Annotated in this window: 15 protein-coding genes, 2 tRNA genes and 1 pseudogene; all 18 read left to right on the plus strand. The window is 65.3% G+C overall.

Annotated elements, in window-relative coordinates:
* Window positions 1–69: 69 nt before the first annotated feature.
* The 18 genes and pseudogenes from grxD to rpmI all read left to right on the plus strand — a co-directional run bounded on the left by grxD (window position 70) and on the right by rpmI (window position 20736).
* Entirely contained in the window at window positions 70–390 is a 321-nt protein-coding gene (gene grxD, locus AC6CH2_RS14980) for a Grx4 family monothiol glutaredoxin (RefSeq protein WP_435395580.1), read from the plus strand.
* Window positions 387–1136, plus strand: a complete 750-nt coding sequence (locus tag AC6CH2_RS14985) for an SDR family NAD(P)-dependent oxidoreductase (RefSeq protein ID WP_498269897.1) — start codon at window positions 387–389, stop codon at window positions 1134–1136. Before grxD ends, AC6CH2_RS14985 begins: the two co-directional genes overlap by 4 nt.
* Window positions 1137–1149: 13 nt before the next feature.
* Window positions 1150–1746, plus strand: a complete 597-nt coding sequence (locus AC6CH2_RS14990; RefSeq protein WP_408953003.1) for a YhgN family NAAT transporter — start codon at window positions 1150–1152, stop codon at window positions 1744–1746.
* A 340-nt stretch (window positions 1747–2086) separates the two neighbouring features.
* The gene (locus AC6CH2_RS14995; protein WP_498269898.1) at window positions 2087–5395 is read left to right on the plus strand and encodes a TonB-dependent receptor; all 3309 of its coding nucleotides are present in this window, start codon (window positions 2087–2089) and stop codon (window positions 5393–5395) included.
* 202 nt (window positions 5396–5597) lie between these two features.
* On the plus strand, window positions 5598–6980 hold the full coding sequence (ppnN, locus tag AC6CH2_RS15000) for a nucleotide 5'-monophosphate nucleosidase PpnN (protein WP_435395577.1): 1383 nt from the start codon (window positions 5598–5600) through the stop codon (window positions 6978–6980).
* 59 nt (window positions 6981–7039) lie between these two features.
* A tRNA-Asn gene (locus tag AC6CH2_RS15005) sits at window positions 7040–7116 on the plus strand.
* A 540-nt stretch (window positions 7117–7656) separates the two neighbouring features.
* A complete protein-coding gene (locus AC6CH2_RS15010; RefSeq protein ID WP_498269899.1) occupies window positions 7657–8190 on the plus strand; it encodes a GspH/FimT family pseudopilin in 534 nt (177 codons plus the stop codon).
* Window positions 8187–8672, plus strand: a complete 486-nt coding sequence (gene pilV, locus AC6CH2_RS15015) for a type IV pilus modification protein PilV (protein ID WP_498269900.1) — start codon at window positions 8187–8189, stop codon at window positions 8670–8672. Before AC6CH2_RS15010 ends, pilV begins: the two co-directional genes overlap by 4 nt.
* A pseudogene (locus AC6CH2_RS15020) lies at window positions 8669–8740 on the plus strand (prepilin-type N-terminal cleavage/methylation domain-containing protein); the annotation flags it as partial. The gene pilV and the pseudogene AC6CH2_RS15020, both read left to right, overlap by 4 nt.
* Before the next feature lie 102 nt (window positions 8741–8842).
* Window positions 8843–9898, plus strand: coding sequence for a PilW family protein (locus tag AC6CH2_RS15025; RefSeq protein WP_498269939.1), 1056 nt, complete (start codon window positions 8843–8845; stop codon window positions 9896–9898).
* An 8-nt stretch (window positions 9899–9906) separates the two neighbouring features.
* Window positions 9907–10416, plus strand: a complete 510-nt coding sequence (locus AC6CH2_RS15030; RefSeq protein ID WP_498269901.1) for a pilus assembly PilX family protein — start codon at window positions 9907–9909, stop codon at window positions 10414–10416.
* Between the two features lie 46 nt (window positions 10417–10462).
* Complete coding sequence (locus tag AC6CH2_RS15035) at window positions 10463–14233, plus strand: pilus assembly protein (protein ID WP_498269902.1); 3771 nt, start codon at window positions 10463–10465, stop codon at window positions 14231–14233.
* A gap of 12 nt (window positions 14234–14245) precedes the next feature.
* Window positions 14246–14698, plus strand: coding sequence for a type IV pilin protein (locus AC6CH2_RS15040; RefSeq protein ID WP_498269903.1), 453 nt, complete (start codon window positions 14246–14248; stop codon window positions 14696–14698).
* A 149-nt stretch (window positions 14699–14847) separates the two neighbouring features.
* Window positions 14848–16878, plus strand: a complete 2031-nt coding sequence (gene uvrB, locus AC6CH2_RS15045) for an excinuclease ABC subunit UvrB (RefSeq protein ID WP_498269904.1) — start codon at window positions 14848–14850, stop codon at window positions 16876–16878.
* Window positions 16879–17013: 135 nt separating this feature from the next.
* A tRNA-Val gene (locus AC6CH2_RS15050) sits at window positions 17014–17088 on the plus strand.
* A 474-nt stretch (window positions 17089–17562) separates the two neighbouring features.
* Window positions 17563–19464 (plus strand): threonine--tRNA ligase, encoded by a 1902-nt coding sequence (gene thrS / locus AC6CH2_RS15055; protein ID WP_498269905.1) that lies wholly within the window; start codon window positions 17563–17565, stop codon window positions 19462–19464.
* A gap of 79 nt (window positions 19465–19543) precedes the next feature.
* On the plus strand, window positions 19544–20077 hold the full coding sequence (infC, locus tag AC6CH2_RS15060; RefSeq protein WP_200875790.1) for a translation initiation factor IF-3: 534 nt from the start codon (window positions 19544–19546) through the stop codon (window positions 20075–20077).
* A gap of 461 nt (window positions 20078–20538) precedes the next feature.
* A complete protein-coding gene (rpmI, locus tag AC6CH2_RS15065; protein ID WP_027083463.1) occupies window positions 20539–20736 on the plus strand; it encodes a 50S ribosomal protein L35 in 198 nt (65 codons plus the stop codon).
* The last annotated feature ends 8 nt before the right edge of the window (window positions 20737–20744 follow it).

Here is a 20744-nt window from a genome sequence, read left to right on the forward strand (position 1 = left end):
ATATTCTATCCCCACGTTTCGTTGCTGAACCGTCAAAGTCGGCAACAAACCATCGCAGGAGCAGTACCCATGTCCGTTATGGAACGGATTCAGGCCGAAGTCGAAGCCCACCCGATCGTGTTGTTCATGAAGGGGACCGCGCAGTTCCCGATGTGCGGGTTCTCCAGCCGCGCCGTGCAGGCGCTCAAGGCCGCCGGCGCGACCGCGCTGCATACGGTCAATGTGCTCGAAGACCCGGAAGTGCGCGCCAATCTGCCGCGTTATTCCAACTGGCCGACCTTCCCGCAGCTCTTCATCCACGGCGAGCTGATCGGCGGTTGCGACATCACCATGGAACTCTACGAGTCCGGCGAGCTGGCGCGCATGATCAGCGAGACCCAGGCACAGTGAGTTCGACGGCAGCCACGACGGCGACGACGCAGCCGGCCCTGGCCGGCCGCGTCGTGCTGGTGACCGGGGCGGCCGGCGGACTCGGCGCGGCCGCGGCCGCCGCCTGCGCGAGCGCGGGGGCGACCCTGGTGCTGCTCGGGCGCAAGCTGCCGAAGTTGAACCGGGTCTACGACGCGGTCGCCCAGCTCGGCCCGGAGCCCCTGTTGTATCCGCTCGACCTGGAAGGCGCCCAGCCCGACGACTACGCCGAGATGGCCGCGCGCATCGAAAGCGAGCTCGGCCGCCTCGACGGTGTGCTGCACTGCGCCGCCGATTTCCCCGGCCTGACTCCGCTGGCGCAGACCGACCCGGCCGCGTTCGCGCGTGCCGTGCACGTCAACCTGACCGCGCCCTGGTGGCTGTCGCAGGCCTGCCTGCCGCTGATGGCCAAGTCGGCCGACGCGGCGCTGGTGTTCGCGCTCGACGACCCGCAACGGGTCGGACAGGCCTATTGGGGCGGCTACGGCGCCGCCCAGCACGGCCTGGCCGCGCTGGTCGGCATGCTGCATGCCGAGCTGGCCAATTCGAGCATCCGCGTTGCCGGCCTGCGTCCGGGGCCGATGCGCACCGGGCTGCGTTCGCGCGCCTATGTCGAAGACAGCGACCGCAGCGCCCGCGACCCCGCCGCCTATGCCCCGGCCTGCGTGACCTTGCTGGCGCCGGAAGGCGCCGTGCATCGCGGCCAGGTCTGGGCACCGACGCCATGACGGCCGCCTGCCCATGACGATCGCCTCGGCCGCGCTGCTGTTGTTCATCATTCTCGACCCGCTCGGGAACATCCCGGTGTTCCTGAGCCTGCTGCGCGGGCTGCCGCCCAAGCGCCAGCGGATCGTGCTCGCACGCGAGCTGTTGATCGCGCTCGGCGTGCTGATGCTGTTCCTGTGGGGCGGCAAGTACGCCCTGGAGCTGATGCACCTGCGCCAGGAGTCGGTCTCGATCGCCGGCGGTATCGTCCTGTTCCTGATCGGCATCCGCATGATCTTCCCGCCGCCGGAAGGACTGATGGGCGAGCTGCCCGACGGCGAGCCCTTCATCGTGCCGATGGCGATCCCGCTGGTGGCCGGCCCCTCGGGCATGGCCGCGGTGATGCTGATGGGCAGCAACGACCCCTCGCGCCTGACCGACTGGAGCCTGGCGCTGCTGATCGCCTGGGGCGCGACCGCGGCGATCCTGTTCTCGGCCACCTTGCTGTACAAGCTGCTCGGCCGCCGCGCCCTGATTGCGATCGAGCGCCTGATGGGCATGCTGCTGGTGGCGATTTCGGTGCAGATGGTCCTCGATGGCCTGGGGACTTATTTGCAGATTTCGCCGCCCTGAGGGCTGGAAGTGAGTGGGCAGGAGTGAGCAGCGAGTGGTTCGGCTCGGTCTTGAGCTGAACCTCACGGCTGCCGGGCTTCCCGCCTCACTCCTCGCCACTCACTTCTCACTCCCGCTTTGCCGGACGTGCCCGTTCAGCTTTGACCCCGGTCACCGTGTGACAAGCCATGAACGGCGTCACGTCTCTGTCACACCTCCCCCCTAGCCTGTTAAACTGCTGTTAACCCAGCGGCCACGCGCCGTTTGGGTAGGGGCTAGCCAATCCACCCAGAGCACGGCAGCGGCGCAGAGCCGCGCCTGCTCGACTCCGCCACGCATTCCACATCCCGAGGTCACCGTAATGACTCATCCGAACCGCGTCCGGTTGTCCAAGCTCACGCTTGGCCTGCTTGCCGTTCTCGCCACCGCGCCGGTCTTCGCGCAGAGCACTTCCGCAGGCCTCGCCGGCCGCGTCACCAGCGCCGACGGCCAGCCGGTTGCGGGTGCAGTGGTCACCATCACTCACTCCGAGTCGGGCACGGTCAGCCGCGCCACCACCGGTGCCGACGGCCGCTACAACGCGCGCGGTCTGCGCGTCGGCGGTCCGTACACGATCGAAGTCAGCAAGGACGGCGGCGGCACCGCCCAGCAGGAAGGCGTGTACCTCGCGCTGGACCAGGTCGGCAGCGTCGATGCGCAGCTCGGCCAGGTGGCCACGCTGGACGCCGTGCAGGCGGTGGCATCGGCCTCGCTGAAGACCTTCAACGCCGACAACAAGGGCCTGGGCACCACGCTCTCGCGCGTCGACATGGACCGCATGCCGTCGCCGGACCGTTCGATCCAGAACATCGTCCGCGCCGATCCCCGCATCGTCATCACCGACCGCGACCGCGGCGCGTTCTCGGCCGCCGGCCAGAACTTCCGCTACAACAGCATCACCATCGACACCGTCAACGCCGGCGACCCGTTCGGCCTGAACGACAACGGCCTGCCGACCAAGGGCACGCCGATCTCGCAGGACGCGATCGAGAGCTACAACATCTCGACCGCCAACTTCGACGTCGCCACCCGTCGCGGCGTCGGTGCCTGGGTCAACGCGATCACCAAGAGCGGCACCAACGAATTCCACGGTTCGGTGTACTACACCTATCAGAATGCCGACGACATGATCGGCAAGAACGAAGCCGACAAGAAGTGGACCGGTTTCACCAAGGACAGCACCATCGGTGCGACCCTCGGCGGCCCGATCGTCAAGGACAAGCTGTTCTTCTTCGCCTCGTACGAAGAAAGCACCAAGACCAGCCCGGGCGCGATCTGGGGCCCGCAGGGTTCGGGCTCGACCAATGAAGTCGCCGGCCTGACCCAGGCCAACGTCGACGCGATCTCCGCCGTCGCCACCAGCAAGGGCCTGACCCCGGGCGGCACCAGCTCGGCCGACATCGAAAGCAAGCGCGGCCTGATCAAGTTCGACTGGAACATCAACGATTTCCATCGCGCCAGCTTCCGCGTCAGCCGTACCGAGGAAGACGAGCCGATCATCGTCCAGGGCAACACCACGCGCCTGAATCTGTCGAGCAACTGGTATGTCTTCGACAAGACCAACACCGCCTACTCGCTGAGTCTGTACGACGACTGGACCGAAAACTTCTCGACCGAGCTTTCGATCGGCCACAACGACTTCAAGCAGACCCGCGGTCCGCTGGTCGGCGGTTTCCAGCCTGAAGTGACGGTGCGCACCAGCGGCCTGGACACCGGCCCGAGCGTGGTCATGGGCACCGAGTTCTCCAGCCAGGCCAACCAACTGGCGGTGAAGTCGTGGAACGCCTATTTCGCGGGCAGCTGGTTCATCGGCGACCACGTCGTCAAGGCCGGTCTGGACTACCAGAGCGACGAGCTCTACAACCTGTTCCTGCAGAACTACAACGGCTCCTACGAATTCAACTCGATCGCCGACTTCCAGGCCGGCCGTTACCGCCGTTACCGCGTCAACGTGCCGGCCGCCGGCTACGACCTGGGCAACGTCGCGGCCGAATTCAAGATGAAGCAGTACGGCTTCTTCCTGCAGGACACCTGGCAGGTCAACGACAAGCTGTCGGTCCAGTACGGCGTGCGCTACGACCTGCCCAAGGTCAACCCGGATCCGACCTTCAACCCCTGCTTCGCGGCCGCGCCGGGCACCACCGGCGACCTCGGTCCGTGCGGTCTGCGCCGCAATACCGCGGCAGGCGCTAACCTCAATTCCGCGTACGGCGGCTTCGGCTTCAGCAACGGCGGCACGATCGACGGCAACGGCGTGATCCAGCCGCGCTTCTCGTTCAACTACGCTTTCGACACCGAGCGCTACACCCAGTTGCGCGGCGGCGCGGGCCTGTTCATCTCGAACACCCCGGCGGTGTGGGTGGCCAACCCGTACTCCAACAACGGTGTCGCGGTGGCCAGCTACGACGTCAACCGTCTGCGCCTGCCGACCGATCCGGCGTTCAGCTCCGATCCCTACGGCCAGAACCTGCCGGCCGGCGGCACCAAGCCGGGCCTGGGCAATTCGCAGATGAACGTCAGCGTCGTCGATCCGGATTTCGACCTGCCGACCGTCGCCAAGTACACCCTCGGCCTGGATCACCAGCTGCCGTGGATGGACATGGTCATCAGCGCCGAGTACCAGTACCTCGACACGGTCAAGGGCATCAACTACCAGAACATCAACCTGGGCGCGCCGACCGGCGTGCTGCCGGACGGTCGCCTGAGCTATGCCCGCAATCCGAACGGTGCGCCGGGCAGCGCCAACACCACGCGCTGGAACGCCAATCCCTCCTTCGGTCAGCAGGTCATCTACCTGACCAACACCGAGAAGGGTCATTCCGACAGCTTCACCCTGTCGCTGAAGAAGCCGTTCGCGAACAACTGGAGCGGCATGATCGGCTACACCTTCAGCCGCGCCACCGACGTCAATCCGGGTACTTCCTCGGTCGCCAACAGCAGCTTCAACAACCGCGCCTGGATCAACCCGAACGACGACTACGAGTCGATCTCGAACTACTCGATCCCGAACCGCATCATCGCGTCGGTGACCTGGGAAAAGGCGTTCTTCGGCGACTACAAGACCAGCGTCTCGGCGTTCTACGACGGTCATAGCGGCGCGCCGTACAGCTGGATCTTCGGCAACGACGTCAACGGCGACTCCTACGTGCGCGACCTGGCCTATGTCCCGGCCGGTCCGGGCGACGTGTCGTGGGCGCCGGGCGTGACCGAGGCCATGAAGCAGTCGTTCTTCGACTACATCAGCCAGGATACGGACCTGGCGCGTTACCGCGGCGAGATCTTCAAGCGCAACGCCGGCCGCGCGCCGTGGGTCAACCAGCTCGACCTGTCGGTCAGCCAGGAAATCCCGGGCTTCGCGAAGGGACATAAGGGTCTGGTCCGCCTGGACATCTTCAATGTCCTCAACATGATCGACAAGAGCTGGGGCGTCGAGCGTCGTGCCGACTTCCCGTTGGAGCGTCGCCTCGCCGACGTGCGCGGCGTGGACGCCAACGGCAAGTACATCTACGACATCTCGGGTCCGACCTACAACGTCGGCGGCACCTACGCGCCGGCGCGCCTGCCGGTCAACGAGAGCTTCAACCCGTCGCAGCGTTGGTCGCTGTTGTTGACGCTGCGCTACAGCTTCTGATCGGTTCTGCCGATGCGTCTTGAGCGACGGCCGGGGGCGACCCCGGCCGTTTCTTTTTTATGGGGCCGCTGCATACGTGGCCGGGCAGGGTGGGGGCGGCACCGCCGCGGACCGGTCCGGCGACGGGGCGGCCGCCGCAGCCCAACGCCGAACTGCTAGAGTCCTGTCCCACTAATCGATGAAAACAGCAGAGAAAAACGCAATGACCGCACCCCCCATAGCGGCCGTCCTGCCGACGGTCAACGCCCGCATCTATCCCAAGGGCGGGCTCGATGTCCTGTCCCGCGACGAAGTGGCGCGCCTGCGCGACGCCTCGACCGGCATGCACGACCTGCTGCGCCGCTGCGCCCTGGCCGTGCTGACCAGCGGCAGCGCCTCCGACGACCCGCGCGCCGCGCGCGAGCTGTATCCCGATTTCGATATCGAAGTGCACCAGCAGGACCGCGGCGTGCGCATCGACCTGCGCCACGCGCCGGCGATGGCCTTCGTCGACGGCGAGATCATCCGCGGCGTCGCCGAGCTGCTGTTCGCGGTGGTGCGCGACCTGGCCTATACCGCGATGGAGCTCGACAAGGGCGGCGGCCGCGACCTCGACAGCAGCGAGGGCCTCACCGATTCGGTGTTCGGGCTGCTGCGCAACGCGCGCATCCTGCACCCGGCCGATCCGAACCTGGTCGTGTGCTGGGGCGGCCACTCGATCTCGCGCGACGAATACATCTACACCAAGCAGGTCGGCTACGAGCTCGGCCTGCGCGGCCTGGACATCTGCACCGGCTGCGGCCCGGGCGCGATGAAGGGCCCGATGAAGGGCGCGACCATCGCCCACGCCAAGCAGCGCAAGCGCCGCGTGCGCTACATCGGCATCACCGAGCCGGGCATCATCGCCGCCGAGTCGCCGAACCCGATCGTCAATCACCTGGTGATCATGCCGGACATCGAGAAGCGCCTGGAGGCCTTCGTCCGCATGGGCCACGGCATCATCGTGTTCCCGGGCGGCGTCGGCACGGCCGAGGAAATCCTGTACCTGCTCGGCATCCTGCTGCGCGAGGAAAACGCCGGGCTGCCGTTCCCGCTGATCCTGACCGGCCCGACCGCCTCGGCGCCGTATTTCGAGCAGATCGACCGCTTCCTGCGCCTGACCCTGGGCGAGGCGGCGACCTCGCGCTACGAGATCATCGTCGGCGACCCCGAGCACGTGGCCAAGCGCATGGCCGCGGGCATCCGCCGGGTCCGCGAAAACCGCATCGAGCACAAGGATTCGTTCTTCTTCAACTGGTCGATCGACATCCCGCTGACCTTCCAGAAGCCGTTCATCCCGACCCACGAGGCGATGGCGGCGCTGGACCTCCACCACGGCCGCAAGCCGCACGAGCTGGCGGCCGACCTGCGCCGGGCGTTCTCGGGCATCGTCGCCGGCAACGTCAAGGAGGACGGCATGCGCCGGATCGAGGAATTCGGCCCGTTCGAGATCCACGGCGACCCGGACATGATGCAGTCGCTCGACGCCCTGCTGCGGGCCTTCGTCGAGCAGCGCCGGATGAAGATCGCCGGCGAATACCGCCCCTGCTACCGCGTCGTGACCTGAGCGAATTTCGCGCCGAAGTGTTGACGAAGGGCGGGGCATTGAGCATCATATGCAGCCCCGCCCGAATAGCTCAGCCGGTTAGAGCACTTGACTGTTAATCAGGGGGTCGTTGGTTCGAGTCCAACTTCGGGCGCCAAATACCGGAAGGCCTCGCAGAAATGCGAGGCCTTTTTTGTTGTCCTGTTTTCCCGTGCGTTCTCCGGGGCGCCGGGACGCTCAGCGAATCCGCCGCACGCGCAGCGCAGTCATGGTCGGCTCGCGACGATCGCGGCTGCAACGAGCCTGGATGGACGCGCACGCATCGATGCCCGCTGGGCGGCGGATGGCGACATGCGAAATCGCCAGGCCATGAGCGGATTCGTCGACGACGCCGGCCTTCGCCGCAGGGCGTCAGTGGCCGCTCCGGTTGCCTGTGGCGCAGGCGAAGGCGGCGGACCGGCGCGCCAGGCGGCCGCCGCATCGCGGCCGGGAAGGCCCGGCCAAGCCGTCCGGTGCGGCCCGATTTCGCGCACGGCCTGCCGGGAGGCCGATCGCCGCGTGACGCAGGTCGGGATATTCCCGGCCCCGAAACCACTGGCCAACCCAGCCCGACCGCTCGTCGGTAGTGTGCCATTTGGGGCCAAGCGCCACTGTTAGCATCCTGCATGTCCTCTGGGGAAGAGAACCGCTCATGCCAATGCGTCGGGCCGCCGGCTTCACACTGATCGAGCTCATGGTCACGATCGGGATCGCTGCGATCCTGCTGGCCCTGGCCCTGCCCACGTTCACCGAGTCGATCCGCTCCAACCGCGTGTCGACGGCGACCAACCAGATGCTGGCGACGATCAATCTCGCCCGTGCCGAGGCGGTGCGCAGCAAAAGCCAGTCCTGGGTTTGCCCGAGCAACACGGACAGAACCGATTGCGGCATCAACTGGGCCCACGGCATGTTGGTGTGGACCGACGAGAACGGCAGTGGCACGCGGACGCCCGCCGAAATCAAACGCGTGATCGAGCCGCAGGAAGGAATCGCTCTCACCATGGGCAACATCAGCGCGATCGGTTTCGACGACCGCGGGCGTGCCATCGAAAAGCTGCCGACCGGCGTCGCCGTCGCCAATTTCAATTTCTCGATGCAGGCGGCCACCTGCAAGGCCGGCGCCGCCAATGTCCGCGCCTTCGACATCAACCGTATCGGCCGCGTCAGCGTGACCAGGGAGAACTGCCCATGAGCCGTCGACTTTCCCGCGGCGTGCCATCACTGAGAACGCAACGCGGTCTCAGCCTGATCGAAGTGCTGATGGCCGTGCTGGTGCTCGGACTGGGGCTGCTCGGCCTGGCGATGCTGCAGACGACCAACTTGCGCCTGTCACAGAGCGCCAACCAGCGCACCATCGCCACCAATCTGTCCAGCGATCTGCTCGACGACATTCGTTCGAACCGTCTGCTGGCGGCCAAATACTCCGGTACTTATCTCGCTTCGTCGGCGACCGCGAACGCGAGTTGCGCCAGGATCAACAAGGTCACGCCGGACGACCGCAAGGCGGCGTTCACCTGCCGGATGCGCGAAGCCCTGGGCGCGAGCGGCAAGGCGGTAGTACAGGTCAACGCCGACAAGACCGTCAGCATCGTAATCACCTGGGACGACGACAAGCGTTGGAGAGCTGACCCTCTCGCTCAGGGAACCGAATTCGAGATGAGGAGCGCGCTGTGAGCCGTCGACAGCAACTGGGTTTGTCGCTGATCGAGTTGATGGTGGCCCTGCTGTTGAGCGGCCTGCTGATGCTCGGCCTGGTGGAGATATTCTCGGCTTCCCGCGCCTCTTACCAGATGGCGCAAGGACTCGCCCGCGCCCAGGAAAGCTCGCGCTTCGCGATCGATGCCTTGCAGCGCGATGCGCGCATGAGCGGTCACTTCGGCTGCGTATCCGACCAGGCCCATTTCTATGCCGGCAACGGCATGTTCGGGGAGCTGTTCCTGGGCAATCGGAGCAATTACGCGAGCATGCCCGTCGATCGGCTGCCGCTGCGCTTCGATTACTCGGTGCGCGGGTACGAAGCCCGCAACACCGGGCCCGCGGACACCTTGAACTTGTCGGCGGACCCGGTCGAAGGCAACGCCGGCGATTGGGTGCCAGCCGTGGAAAATCAGTTCTTCGACGCCTTGGACCCGGTGCCGATTCGCGGCAGCGACATCCTCGTGCTGCGCTTCCTGTCGCCGGAAAGCGCCGAAGTCACCGGCTTCACCACCGGCAATCCGGCGACGATTCGGGTCAATCCGGCGCAGTGGGGCGTGCTGACGCGGGGCGTCGATAACCCGGGCTTGTTCGGCATCGCCGATTGCCGCTCGGTCGTGATGTTCCAGGCCAATGCGATCGCCGACGCCGGCGGCGCCAAGGTCTTGACCGTGCGCACCGCCGGCGTCAATCAGATCGCTTTCGACGGCTCGGATACGTTCGCCTCGGGTCAGGCGCGTCTGTATCGCGCCGAAACGCTCGTCTATTACGTCGGCCTGAAGGTTCGCCCCGGCAATGTGAAAGAGCCGACCTTGTACCGGGCACGCTTCAACGCGGCCCCCGGCACCGCGGCAGTAACGCTGATCGGCGGTACCGCCGAAGAAGTCGTCGAAAGCGTTGAGAATATGCAGTTGCTGTTCGCGCAAGACATGGTCACCGACCCGGCGCAGCCGCCGACAGGCGTCATCGACGGTATCCGCACGGCGGCGACCCTGCTGCCGACCAACGACAGCACCGGCGGCTGGCAGCGTGTCGGCGGCATGCAGGTCGGACTGCTAATACGCAGCACCGATGCGGCCTCCGCCCAGCAGCGCACCAATGCGCCGCGTTCGCTCGGCACCCTACTGACGTTGCCCAACGACCAGCGCTACCGCAGCGTGTACGAAACCAATATCGCCCTGCGCAACCGGCTGTACGGAAACTGAGGCCCGCCATGAACACGATCCGTACCCGACCGTTTACCGCCGTTCGCAGCCAGCGTGGCGCGGTGCTGTACGTCGCCCTGATCATGCTGATCCTGTTGGCCTTGCTCGGCATTACCGCGATGCAGGTGACCGGCCTGCAGGAACGCATGACGGGCAGCTACCGTTCGACCAACATGGCCTTCCAGAACGCTGAGGGACGTGCGCGCGGCAAGGAAACCGATCTCAGGCGCCAAGTTCAGAGCGCGGGTACCGAGTCCATTGACCTGGACGAATCGGTTTGCACCACCGGATTCGATCCCTCGGCTTGGGCCGAAAAGCTCAAGTATGCCAATCCGTTGCCGGCCAAGCTCAGCTATACCCGCCGTATCGACGAATGCGTTTCCGGCGGTGGCATCGGCATGGGCACCACGCCGGTCAGCGAGAACACCAATCTGATTTTCCAAGTCACGGCCTACGCCGTGGATCGCGGCGCTAATCCGGGTTCGGACGCCGTCATCGACACCATTTTCGTGCCCTGAGGGTATCGCCATGACTTCCCCGCGCGTCTACATCGCCGTTCCGCTCGTGCTGGCCCTCGCCGGCACCGGCTACTGGCTCTATAACGCCAACGCCATCCAGGCAGGCGGCTCGCTGGCGCAGGTGCCGCTTAATTCCAGCGTCACCGTGCCGCCTGCCTTCGTCATGGCGGTCGACAATTCCGGTTCGATGACCTTCCAGACCCTGTTCCCGGGACAGGATGGCGCAGCCTTCTGGGACTACGGTTCCCGGGCCACCAACGGCTACTTCATCGGCACCGGCGCCAACGCGCGCCTGCGCGTGGCCAACGAGATCGAATACGCCAACGGTCAGCCCACCAACGGCGACATGAACGGGTATCACCACACCATTCCGTCCTCAGGGTATCGCATCGACGGCAATCGCCGGGCGATCGCGCCGATCGACAACTTCGGTTTCGCTCGTTCGCCGGACCTCAATCCGGCTTACTTCAATCCGCTGGTGACCTACTCGCCATGGAAGCGGCCCAATGCCTCCAACGAGATCGTCGATTATCCGCAGGCGAGCGTCACCGCGACTCGGGTAGATCCGGACGACGCCACTCCGACTATAAATCTGGCGTCCAATTGGCGCTCCAACGCTACCCGCGACGAACATTTTCTGATCCCACAGGGTGCGACCCTGCCGCAGGGAACCGTTTATCAGACCTATAACGACGGCGGTTGCGGTGGGCTGAACGGGGGCGGTTGGAATACGCTGGGTTCCGCCCGGACTCTGACCGCGGCCTGCGAGGTGGCGATCGAATACTACCCCGCGACGGTCTACCTCAAGTCCGCTACCGCGGGAGCTGCATGGGGCTATACCGCCACGCCCACCACTGCGACGAACGCCTGCGGCAGCGGTTGCAATCTGTACAAGTACGAAATCAAGTCGGCCAACTTCGCCGCAGGCGCGTACGCTCCGGCGATCCAGAATTTCGCCAACTGGTTCAGCTTCTACGGCAATCGCAACCGCGCGATGAAGGCCGCGCTGACCTTGTCGCTGGAGCGCACCGAGAAGATGCGCGTCGGCATGTTCACGATCAATCCGACCAGTTACACCGACGTGACGATGCGCGATATGTCGGTGGCTGCCGAAAAGGCGGCACTCTACAACGAGAAATTGCTCGCCCTGAACGCATCCGGCGGCACGCCCAACCGTTTCGCCGTCGAGCACATCGGCAAGCAGTTCATGCGCACGGATGCGGGCGCGCCGGTGAAGTTTGCCTGTCAGATCAACGCCGGCATGCTGTTCACAGACGGCTACAGCAACGGCGGCGGCCCCACCGTGGGCTCGCATGACTCGGATATGCCTCCGCCGCTGGCCGACCAGCATCCCAATACGCTCGCCGATACAGCCGCGCTGTATTACAAGGCCACGTTGCGCAGCGACTTGGGCTTGGGCAAGGTACCCGTGCCGGAGGCCTGCAAGACCACGCCGAACGATCCCAAGCTGGATTGCCGCGCCGATCCGCACATGAATTTCTACGGCGTGACGCTGGGCGCGCGCGGCGACATCTACGGGGTTACCTATAATCCGGTCACCAATACGCCGGATCCTTATACGCCTGCAGGCTATCCGGCATGGCGCGCTTTCCAGAACGATGCGCCCAGCACGGTCGACGAGATCTGGCACGCGACCATGAACGCGCGCGGCAAGTACATCAATGCCTCGACGCCTGCGGACATCACCTCGGCGATGCGCGAGATTCTGGCCTCGGTCGGCGGCGGCGCGACGCCCTCGGGAACCATCGGCCTGACCGGCGCCCGCGTCGGCACTAACACCCTGTCGGTCGAGCCGATCTACGAGTCGGCTAACAACGGCACCGACTGGTTCAGCCGGCTAACCGCCTACACTGCGACCCATAACCCGGTCGCTGGCACCATCACGTTCGCCCAGAAATGGGAGGCGGCGTCCCAATTGACGGATGCGGGGCGCACGGTCCGGTTCGGCAAGACCACGGCCGGTAGCGTCAAGCCCGCCGTAGGCGACTTCACCGCCACCGCGCTGGGCTCGACCGACACCGCGGTGCTGGCCGCGCTGTGCAGCGATGCGCTGCAGAACTGTGCCGGTAAATTCAACCGTATCGACGGCGGCGTCACCGGCGCCGAGGCGGTGGCTTACCTGCGCGGCAGCCGTGCCCATGATGGTGGCAAGCTGCGCAAGCGCACCACCTTGCTCGGCGACATCGTCAATTCGAGCCCCATTCTCTCGTCCAAGGGCGACGACTACGGTTATCGCGGCCTGCGCAGCGCCGATGGTGCGACCTCGGACGTGCTGAACTATGCCAATTACCTCCACAACAAGCGCAACACCCGCAAGACTTTCGTCTACGTCGGTGCCAACGACGGCATGTTCCATGCCTTCGATGGCGACACCGGCAAGGAGCAGTTCGCCTATATTCCGGCGACCTCGGTCGGCCACATGGGCAATCTGTTGTTCCCGTATCGCGCAGCCGACCGCAACGACCAAGTGTTCCAGCACCGCTACTATGTCGATGGCCAGGTCACGGTATCCGACGCGCATAACGGTAGCGCCTGGAAGACTGTGCTTGCGGCCAGCGTCGGTGCCGGCGGGCGGGGCGTGTTCGCGCTCGACGTAACAGACCAGTCGACATTGAACGTGCTGTGGGAGGTCAACGACCTGTCGGGCGATGCCAATGGGGCCAAGGACATCGGCAGTGTGCTCGGCAAGATCGCCATCGTTCCGGTCAAGGAGGCCGGCGGCGCGATCAAATGGAAGGCGATCTTCGGCAACGGCTACGACAGCGTGAACGGCAAGGCCGTACTGTTCCTGGTCGACGTCGCCGACGGCAAAGTCACCCGCATCACCGCCCAGGAAACCACCGGCACCCTGCCGACGCGGACCAAGAACGGGCTTGGCAATGTGGTGGTGATCGACCGTTACCAGGGCACGAGCACCACCCAGGTCCGCGACGGCTTTGCCGACACGGTCTATGCCGGCGACCTCAACGGCGCGGTGTGGAAGTTCGACCTGCGCGACAACAGCGTGGGATTCGGCGGCCAGCCGCTGTTCGTCGCTCGCTACAACGACAACTATGGCCTGCGCCAGCCGATCCTCGGCGGGTTGGAGGCGACCACGATCGGCAACGACGTAATGGTCCTGTTCGGCACCGGCAGCTTCTCCTTCACCGACGACCCCAGCGACAAGGCGATGCAGAGCGTGTACGGCATCATCGACAAGGGCGTGGTCATCGCCGGGCGTAACGAACTGCAAGCCCAGTACGTCAAGGAAGAACGCGATACCACCGGAGCCGTGCTGCGCTTCGTCACCGGCGACCGCCTGAACGCGACCAAGAAAGGTTGGTACATCAATCTTGGCGTGGATGCAGGGTCGAACGGCAACCCGGTCGCGACCGGCGAGCGATTCATCGGCAAGCCTCGCCTGCAGAACGGCATCCTGTTTTTCCCGACCTATGACCCGAACAGCACCGACGGTTGCTCGACCGACGGCAACAACTGGCTGTACGGCCTGGATGCGCTCAGCGGCGCCGGCGGCATGTCGAATGCGCGCATCGGCTCGGCCACGGGTAACCGCTTCGGCGAAGGAGTGGGCGCGGTCAAGCTCAAGCGCCAGGGCAGTGGCACCGGTACCGCGCCGGTCACGGAAGTAAGCGTGGCGGCGACCGGAGCATCCGACATCCTGCCCGTCACCGCGACCGACGAGGAGATCGCCAAGGCGGTCGCAGCCAAGTGCTCGGTGATGGTCCAGACTTCCGGCTCGCAGCCGATTTACCTGCCCAGACCGTGCGGACGCCAGTCCTGGCGCCAGATTCGATAAACAGGAGCGGACATGAACCAGCAGTTTGCAAAAGCCGCGATGCGCCTTCAGCGGGGTTTCACTCTGATGGAGCTGATGGTCGTGGTGGCCATCATCGGCATCCTGGTCGGCATTGCGGTGCCGACCTATCAGGACAGCGTGCGCAAGAGCCGCCGGGGCCAAGCCAAGGCGGACTTGGCCGAAGCCGCTCAGGCGATGGAGCGCTATTACACAATGCAGAATACTTATGTCGGAGCGAACCTGACGTCGATCGGAGCGCCGACCAAGTCCCCGAAGGACGGCGACACCGCCCAGTACACGATCTCGTTGAACGGGGCGCCCACCGCGAGCGCATTCAGTCTGCAAGCGGTGCCGAGTACTACTACAGGGCAAAGCAAGGACAAGTGCGGCACGCTCGGGATCACCAATACCGGCGTTAAAACACCCAACAATGCTGCACTAAAGGAGTGTTGGAACCTCAACTGATCCATATCGGGCGAAGCCCGCGATCAGGTGAACGAAGGCCCGCTCCCAGAGCGGGCCTTCGCACTTAGAGGGGGCGCCTTCACGCCCCGGTCTCACCCGTTGCGACCGAGTTGGCTAAACTGGACGACTCGCAACGCTCGGGTCGCACGATGGACGACAGTCAGCAGTCCCCCGGTTTCCAGTTGGTCGCGCCGTATTCGCCTGCGGGCGATCAGCCGCAGGCCATCGAGCGCCTGATCCAGGGCTTCGACAACGGCCTGGCCCAGCAGACCCTGCTCGGCGTGACCGGTTCGGGCAAGACTTATACAGTCGCCAACGTGATCCAGGCGGTGCAGAAGCCGACCCTGGTCATGGCACCGAACAAGACCCTCGCCGCGCAGCTGTACGGCGAGTTCAAGGCGTTCTTTCCGCATAACGCGGTCGAGTACTTCGTCAGCTACTACGATTACTACCAGCCCGAGGCCTACGTGCCCTCGAGCGACACCTTCATCGAGAAGGACAGCTCGGTCAACGAGCACATCGAGCAGATGCGCCTGTCGGCGACCAAGGCGTTGCTGGAGCGCCGCGACGCGATCATCGTCTGCACGGTGTCGGCGATCTACGGCCTGGGCGATCCGAACGAATACTTCCGCATGGTCCTGCACATGGTTCGCGGCGAACGCATCGACCAGCGCGAGCTGATCCGCCGCCTGACCGAAATGCAGTACACCCGCAACGACACCGAGCTGCGCCGTGCGACCTACCGGGTGCGCGGCGAGGTCATCGACGTGCATCCGGCCGAAAGCGACTCCGAGGCCCTGCGCATCGAGCTGTTCGACGGCGAGATCGAGAACCTGACCCTGTTCGACCCGCTGACCGGCGAAACCCTGAGCAAGGTCCCGCGCTACACGATCTACCCCGGCTCGCACTACGTGACCACGCGGCGCACGGTGCTCGATGCCATCGAAACGATCAAGGACGAGCTGCGCGAACGCCTGGAACTACTTTACGCCCGGAACCGGCTGGTCGAGGCACAACGCCTGGCCCAGCGCACCCAGTTCGACCTGGAAATGCTGGCCGAGGTCGGCTATTGCAACGGTATCGAGAACTACTCGCGGCACCTCAGCGGCCACATGCCCGGCGAACCGCCGCCGTGCCTGTTCGACTATCTGCCGCCGGACGCGCTGCTGGTCGTCGACGAATCCCACGTGACCATTCCGCAGATCGGTGCGATGTACAAGGGCGACCGCTCGCGCAAGGAAACCCTGGTCGAATTCGGTTTCCGCCTGCCTTCGGCGCTCGACAACCGGCCCTTGAAGTTCGAGGAATGGGAGGGCCGTTCGCCGCGCTCGATCTTCGTCTCGGCGACGCCGGGGCCGTACGAGCTGCGCAAGTCGGAAGGGCAGGTGACCGAGTTGGTCGTGCGCCCGACCGGCCTGATCGATCCCGAGGTCGAGATCCGGCCGGTCGCGACCCAGGTCGACGACGTGCTCGGCGAAATCCGCGAGCGCGTCGCCATGGGCGATCGTGTATTGATCACGACCCTGACCAAGCGCATGTCCGAGAACCTGACCGAGTATCTCGCCGAGCACGGGGTCAAGGTGCGCTACCTGCATTCGGACATCGATACCGTCGAGCGCGTCGAGATCATCCGCGACCTGCGCCTGGGCAAGTTCGACGTGCTGGTGGGCATCAACCTGCTGCGCGAGGGCCTGGACATGCCCGAGGTGTCGCTGGTGGCGATTCTCGACGCCGACAAGGAGGGCTTCCTGCGATCGACCGGTTCGTTGATCCAGACCATCGGCCGCGCCGCGCGCAACCTGCGCGGCAAGGCCATCCTGTACGCGGATCGCGTCACCAACTCGATGCAGAAGGCGATCGAAGAGACCGACCGGCGCCGCCAGAAGCAGGTCGAGTACAACACCGAGCACGGCATCACCCCCAAGTCGGTGAGCAAGACCATCGTCGACGTCATGGAAGGCGCGCGCGTCGACCCCGAGGGCCTCAAGGCCCGCGGCAAGGGGCGCCGGGTCGCCGACGAGGCCGCCGACTACGCCGCGCTCAGCCCGACCCAGTTCGCCGCCCGGATCAAGGCCCTGGAACAGCAGATGTACCAGCACGCCCGCGACCTGGAGTTCGAAGAGGCCGCGGCGGTACGCGATCAGTTACGCCGGCTCAAGGACGCCGGGTTCGCGAGCTGAGAGCGACCCGTCCCGGGCGGGGCGGCCGCCGGTGTCGCGCGGATGTAAAAAACGGTTGTCCGACGTCTCGCGCTGGGCTACACTGCGCGCCCCTCGCCGGGGAGTTTGCAGCAGCTTTCAGGGCAAGACGGCGACGGGCGGTTAGCTCAGCGGTAGAGCACTACCTTGACATGGTAGGGGTCACAGGTTCGAACCCTGTACCGCCCACCAATTCGGTGACGAAAGGCCCGGCGCAAGCCGGGCCTTTCTGTTTTCCGGCGGCGAAGCCGGCAGGGCGCGCGGACATCTCGCGCATTGACTTGTTCTCACGCGTCCCCAAGTATTAGCGCCTGCGACGCGGCATCCGGCCGCGTCCCGAATCCAGGTGGCCCGCGCGAACCGCCGGCCTAGCGTGCGACATGGACACTACCCGCGCCCATCGCTGAATCGCCCGAGGCCCCGCAGATGCAGGCGCCTTCGCGGCGCTTTTTTCTTGCCGCCAGCTTTACGGCGTTTCCCCAAGGCTTTCGGCGCCGCCGCCGCGCGAGGCTTCCTCGCCGGACTGCCCAGCCGGTTTCTCCCTCAGCGCCGTTCCGCACCGATTCCCTATTCCGGGTCGCTGCCGCCGCCGCAGGCCGCCCAAGAGGCGCTTGCCGGTCGGGGCGGCCGCCCCAACCGAACGCTCAAGCCTACGAAGACCCCGCCATGATCGCCATTACGCTCCCCGACGGCAGCCGCCGCGAATTCGAACATCCCGTGTCCGTCATGGACGTCGCCGCCTCCATCGGCGCCGGCCTGGCCAAGGCCACCGTCGCCGGCGAGGTCGACGGCAAGCTGGTCGACGCCAGCGACCGCATAGACCACGACGCCAAGCTGCGCATCATCACCCCCAAGGACCCGGAGGGCGTCGAGATCATCCGCCACTCCTGCGCCCACCTGGTCGGGCACGCGGTCAAGCAGCTGTATCCGACCGCCAAGATGGTGATCGGCCCGGTCATCGACGAAGGCTTCTACTACGACATCTGGTACGAGCGCCCGTTCACGCCCGAGGACCTCGCCGCGATCGAGCAGCGCATGGTTCAGCTGATCGACAAGGACTACGACGTGATCAAGAAGATCACGCCGCGCGAGGAAGTGATCTCGGTGTTCCGGTCGCGCGGCGAGGACTACAAGCTGCGCCTGGTCGAGGACATGCCCGAGGAGCAGGCGATGGGCCTGTACTACCACGAGGAGTACGTCGACATGTGCCGCGGCCCGCACGTGCCGAACACGCGTTTCCTCAAGGCCTTCAAGCTGACCCGCATCTCCGGCGCGTACTGGCGCGGCGACTCCAAGAACGAGCAGCTGCAGCGCGTCTACGGCACCGCCTGGGCCGACAAGAAGCAGTTGGCCGCGTACATCCAGCGCATCGAGGAAGCCGAGAAGCGCGACCACCGCCGCATCGGCAAGCAGCAGGACCTGTTCCACCTGCAGGAAGAGGCGCCGGGCCTGGTGTTCTGGCATCCGAAGGGCTGGTCGATCTGGCAGGTCGTCGAGCAGTACATGCGCCGGGTCTACCGCGACAGCGGCTACGGCGAAGTGCGCTGCCCGCAGATCCTCGACGTGTCGCTGTGGCAGAAGTCCGGCCACTGGGACAACTACAAGGAGAACATGTTCTTCACCGAGTCGGAGAAGCGCACCTACGCGGTCAAGCCGATGAACTGCCCGGGCCATGTCCAGGTGTTCAACCAGGGCCTGCACAGCTACCGCGACCTGCCGATCCGCTACGGCGAGTTCGGCTCCTGCCACCGCAACGAGCCCTCCGGCGCGCTGCACGGCATCCTGCGCGTGCGCGGCTTCACCCAGGACGACGGCCACGTCTTCTGCCTGGAAGACCAGATCGAGTCCGAGGTCACCGCCTTCCATCGCCAGGCCCTGGCGGTCTACGGCGATTTCGGTTTCGAAGACATCCAGATCAAGATCGCCCTGCGCCCGGACTCGCGGCTGGGCGACGACGCCACCTGGGACAAGGCCGAGGCGGCCCTGCGCAGCGCCCTGGGCGCCTGCGGGGTCGAATGGCAGGAGCTGCCGGGCGAGGGCGCCTTCTACGGCCCCAAGATCGAGTACCACCTCAAGGACGCGATCGGCCGGACCTGGCAGCTCGGCACGATGCAGGTGGATTTCATGATGCCGGGCCGCCTGGGGGCCGAATACGTCGACGAAAACAGCCAGCGCCGGACCCCGGTCATGCTCCATCGGGCCATCGTGGGCTCGATGGAGCGCTTCATCGGCATCCTGATCGAGCACCACGCAGGCCAGTTCCCGGCCTGGCTGGCCCCCATTCAGGCCACCGTGATGAACATCACCGACGCTCAGGCCGATTATGTGGACGAAGTCCGGAAAGTCCTTGCAAATCAAGGGTTCCGGGTCCAGTCCGATTTGCGGAACGAAAAGATCGGCTATAAGATTCGCGAGCACACGCTGCAGCGCGTGCCGTACCTGCTTGTGGCCGGCGACCGCGAGAAGGACAATGGCATGATTGCCGTGCGCACGCGGGGTGGGGAGGACCTGGGGACGATGACCGTCGCCGAGTTCGCTTCGCGTTTGAACGCCGAGAACGTCGGCTAACCGCGCGCAGCCTGTACAGATCCCGTCCCGGTCCGAGCCCGGGACGGCCCGATGCGCAAACAGCGTATCCACTTTGGAGATTGCAACAATCAGTACCCCCGAGAAGCCGAATCGTAAGAACAACGAGATCCGCGTACCGCGCGTACGCGTGATCGGCAGCGATGGCGAAATGATCGGCGTGCTTACGCGCGACGAAGCCTTGCGCATGGCCGAGGACGAGGCGCTGGATCTCGTTGAGATTCAGCCCAATGCCGATCCGCCGGTATGCCGCATCATGGACTTCGGCAAGTACAAGTTCGAACTGCAGAAGAAGGCCAATGCGGCCAAAAAGAAGCAGAAGCAGGTCGAAATCAAGGAACTCAAGTTCCGTCCGGTGACCGACGAAGGCGACTACCAGATCAAGCTGCGCAACATGCGCCGTTTTCTGGAAGAAGGCGACAAGGTCAAGGTCAACATCCGGTTCCGTGGCCGCGAGATGAGCCATCAGGAACTCGGCCGCGAAATGGCGGCCCGGATCGAGGCCGACCTGGGCGAGGACATCGTCGTCGAGTCGCGTCCGCGCCTGGAAGGGCGGCAGATGGTCATGATGATCGCGCCGAAGAAAAAGCAGTAAGCCTGCAGGGGTCGCGAAAGCGGCCCCTGTTCGTATCCGGCCTGCTCGTATCCGGCCTGCTCGTATCCGGCGTGGCGCCGATACGGACGCTCCCCGAGTCGTCGATCCGAGCCGCTGCGCTGCCTGCGCCGCGAGGCCGCGTCGCGCATGGGCCTGGCCCGGATTGCGCAACGACTTCGCGCAACGGACCCGCGCAGGCCGGCGCAACCGTACTGGCCGCCTGGCCGGAGCGCCGCCTGGGGCCGTAAGCCGCTGATTTGCGTAAACTTACCGCCTCGCGCATACTGTGCGGCCCGGTTCGCCGGGGTTTGTTGTATGCAGCATCACGGACCTGTCGTAGATTCGTTTTAGATCAACGACTTACAAGCCGGCAAGGGCAGGACGGAAAGAGTGGCCAGCGCATTGCGCGCGACGGTGCCACCGCCCAGGCCAGTGACATAAACCTCCGAAAGGACATCGCAATGCCCAAGATCAAGACCAATCGGGCGGCAGCCAAGCGCTTCCGGAAGACCGCTTCCGGCAAGTACAAGTGCGGCCACGCCAACAAGAGCCACATCCTCACCAAGAAAGCGACCAAGCGGAAGCGCAACCTGCGGCAGACGAACCACGTTCGTGCCGAGGACGCTGGCCGTCTGGACCGCATGCTTCCGTATTTGTGAGGAGAATA

Source organism: Lysobacter sp. GQ73, assembly GCF_059758755.1.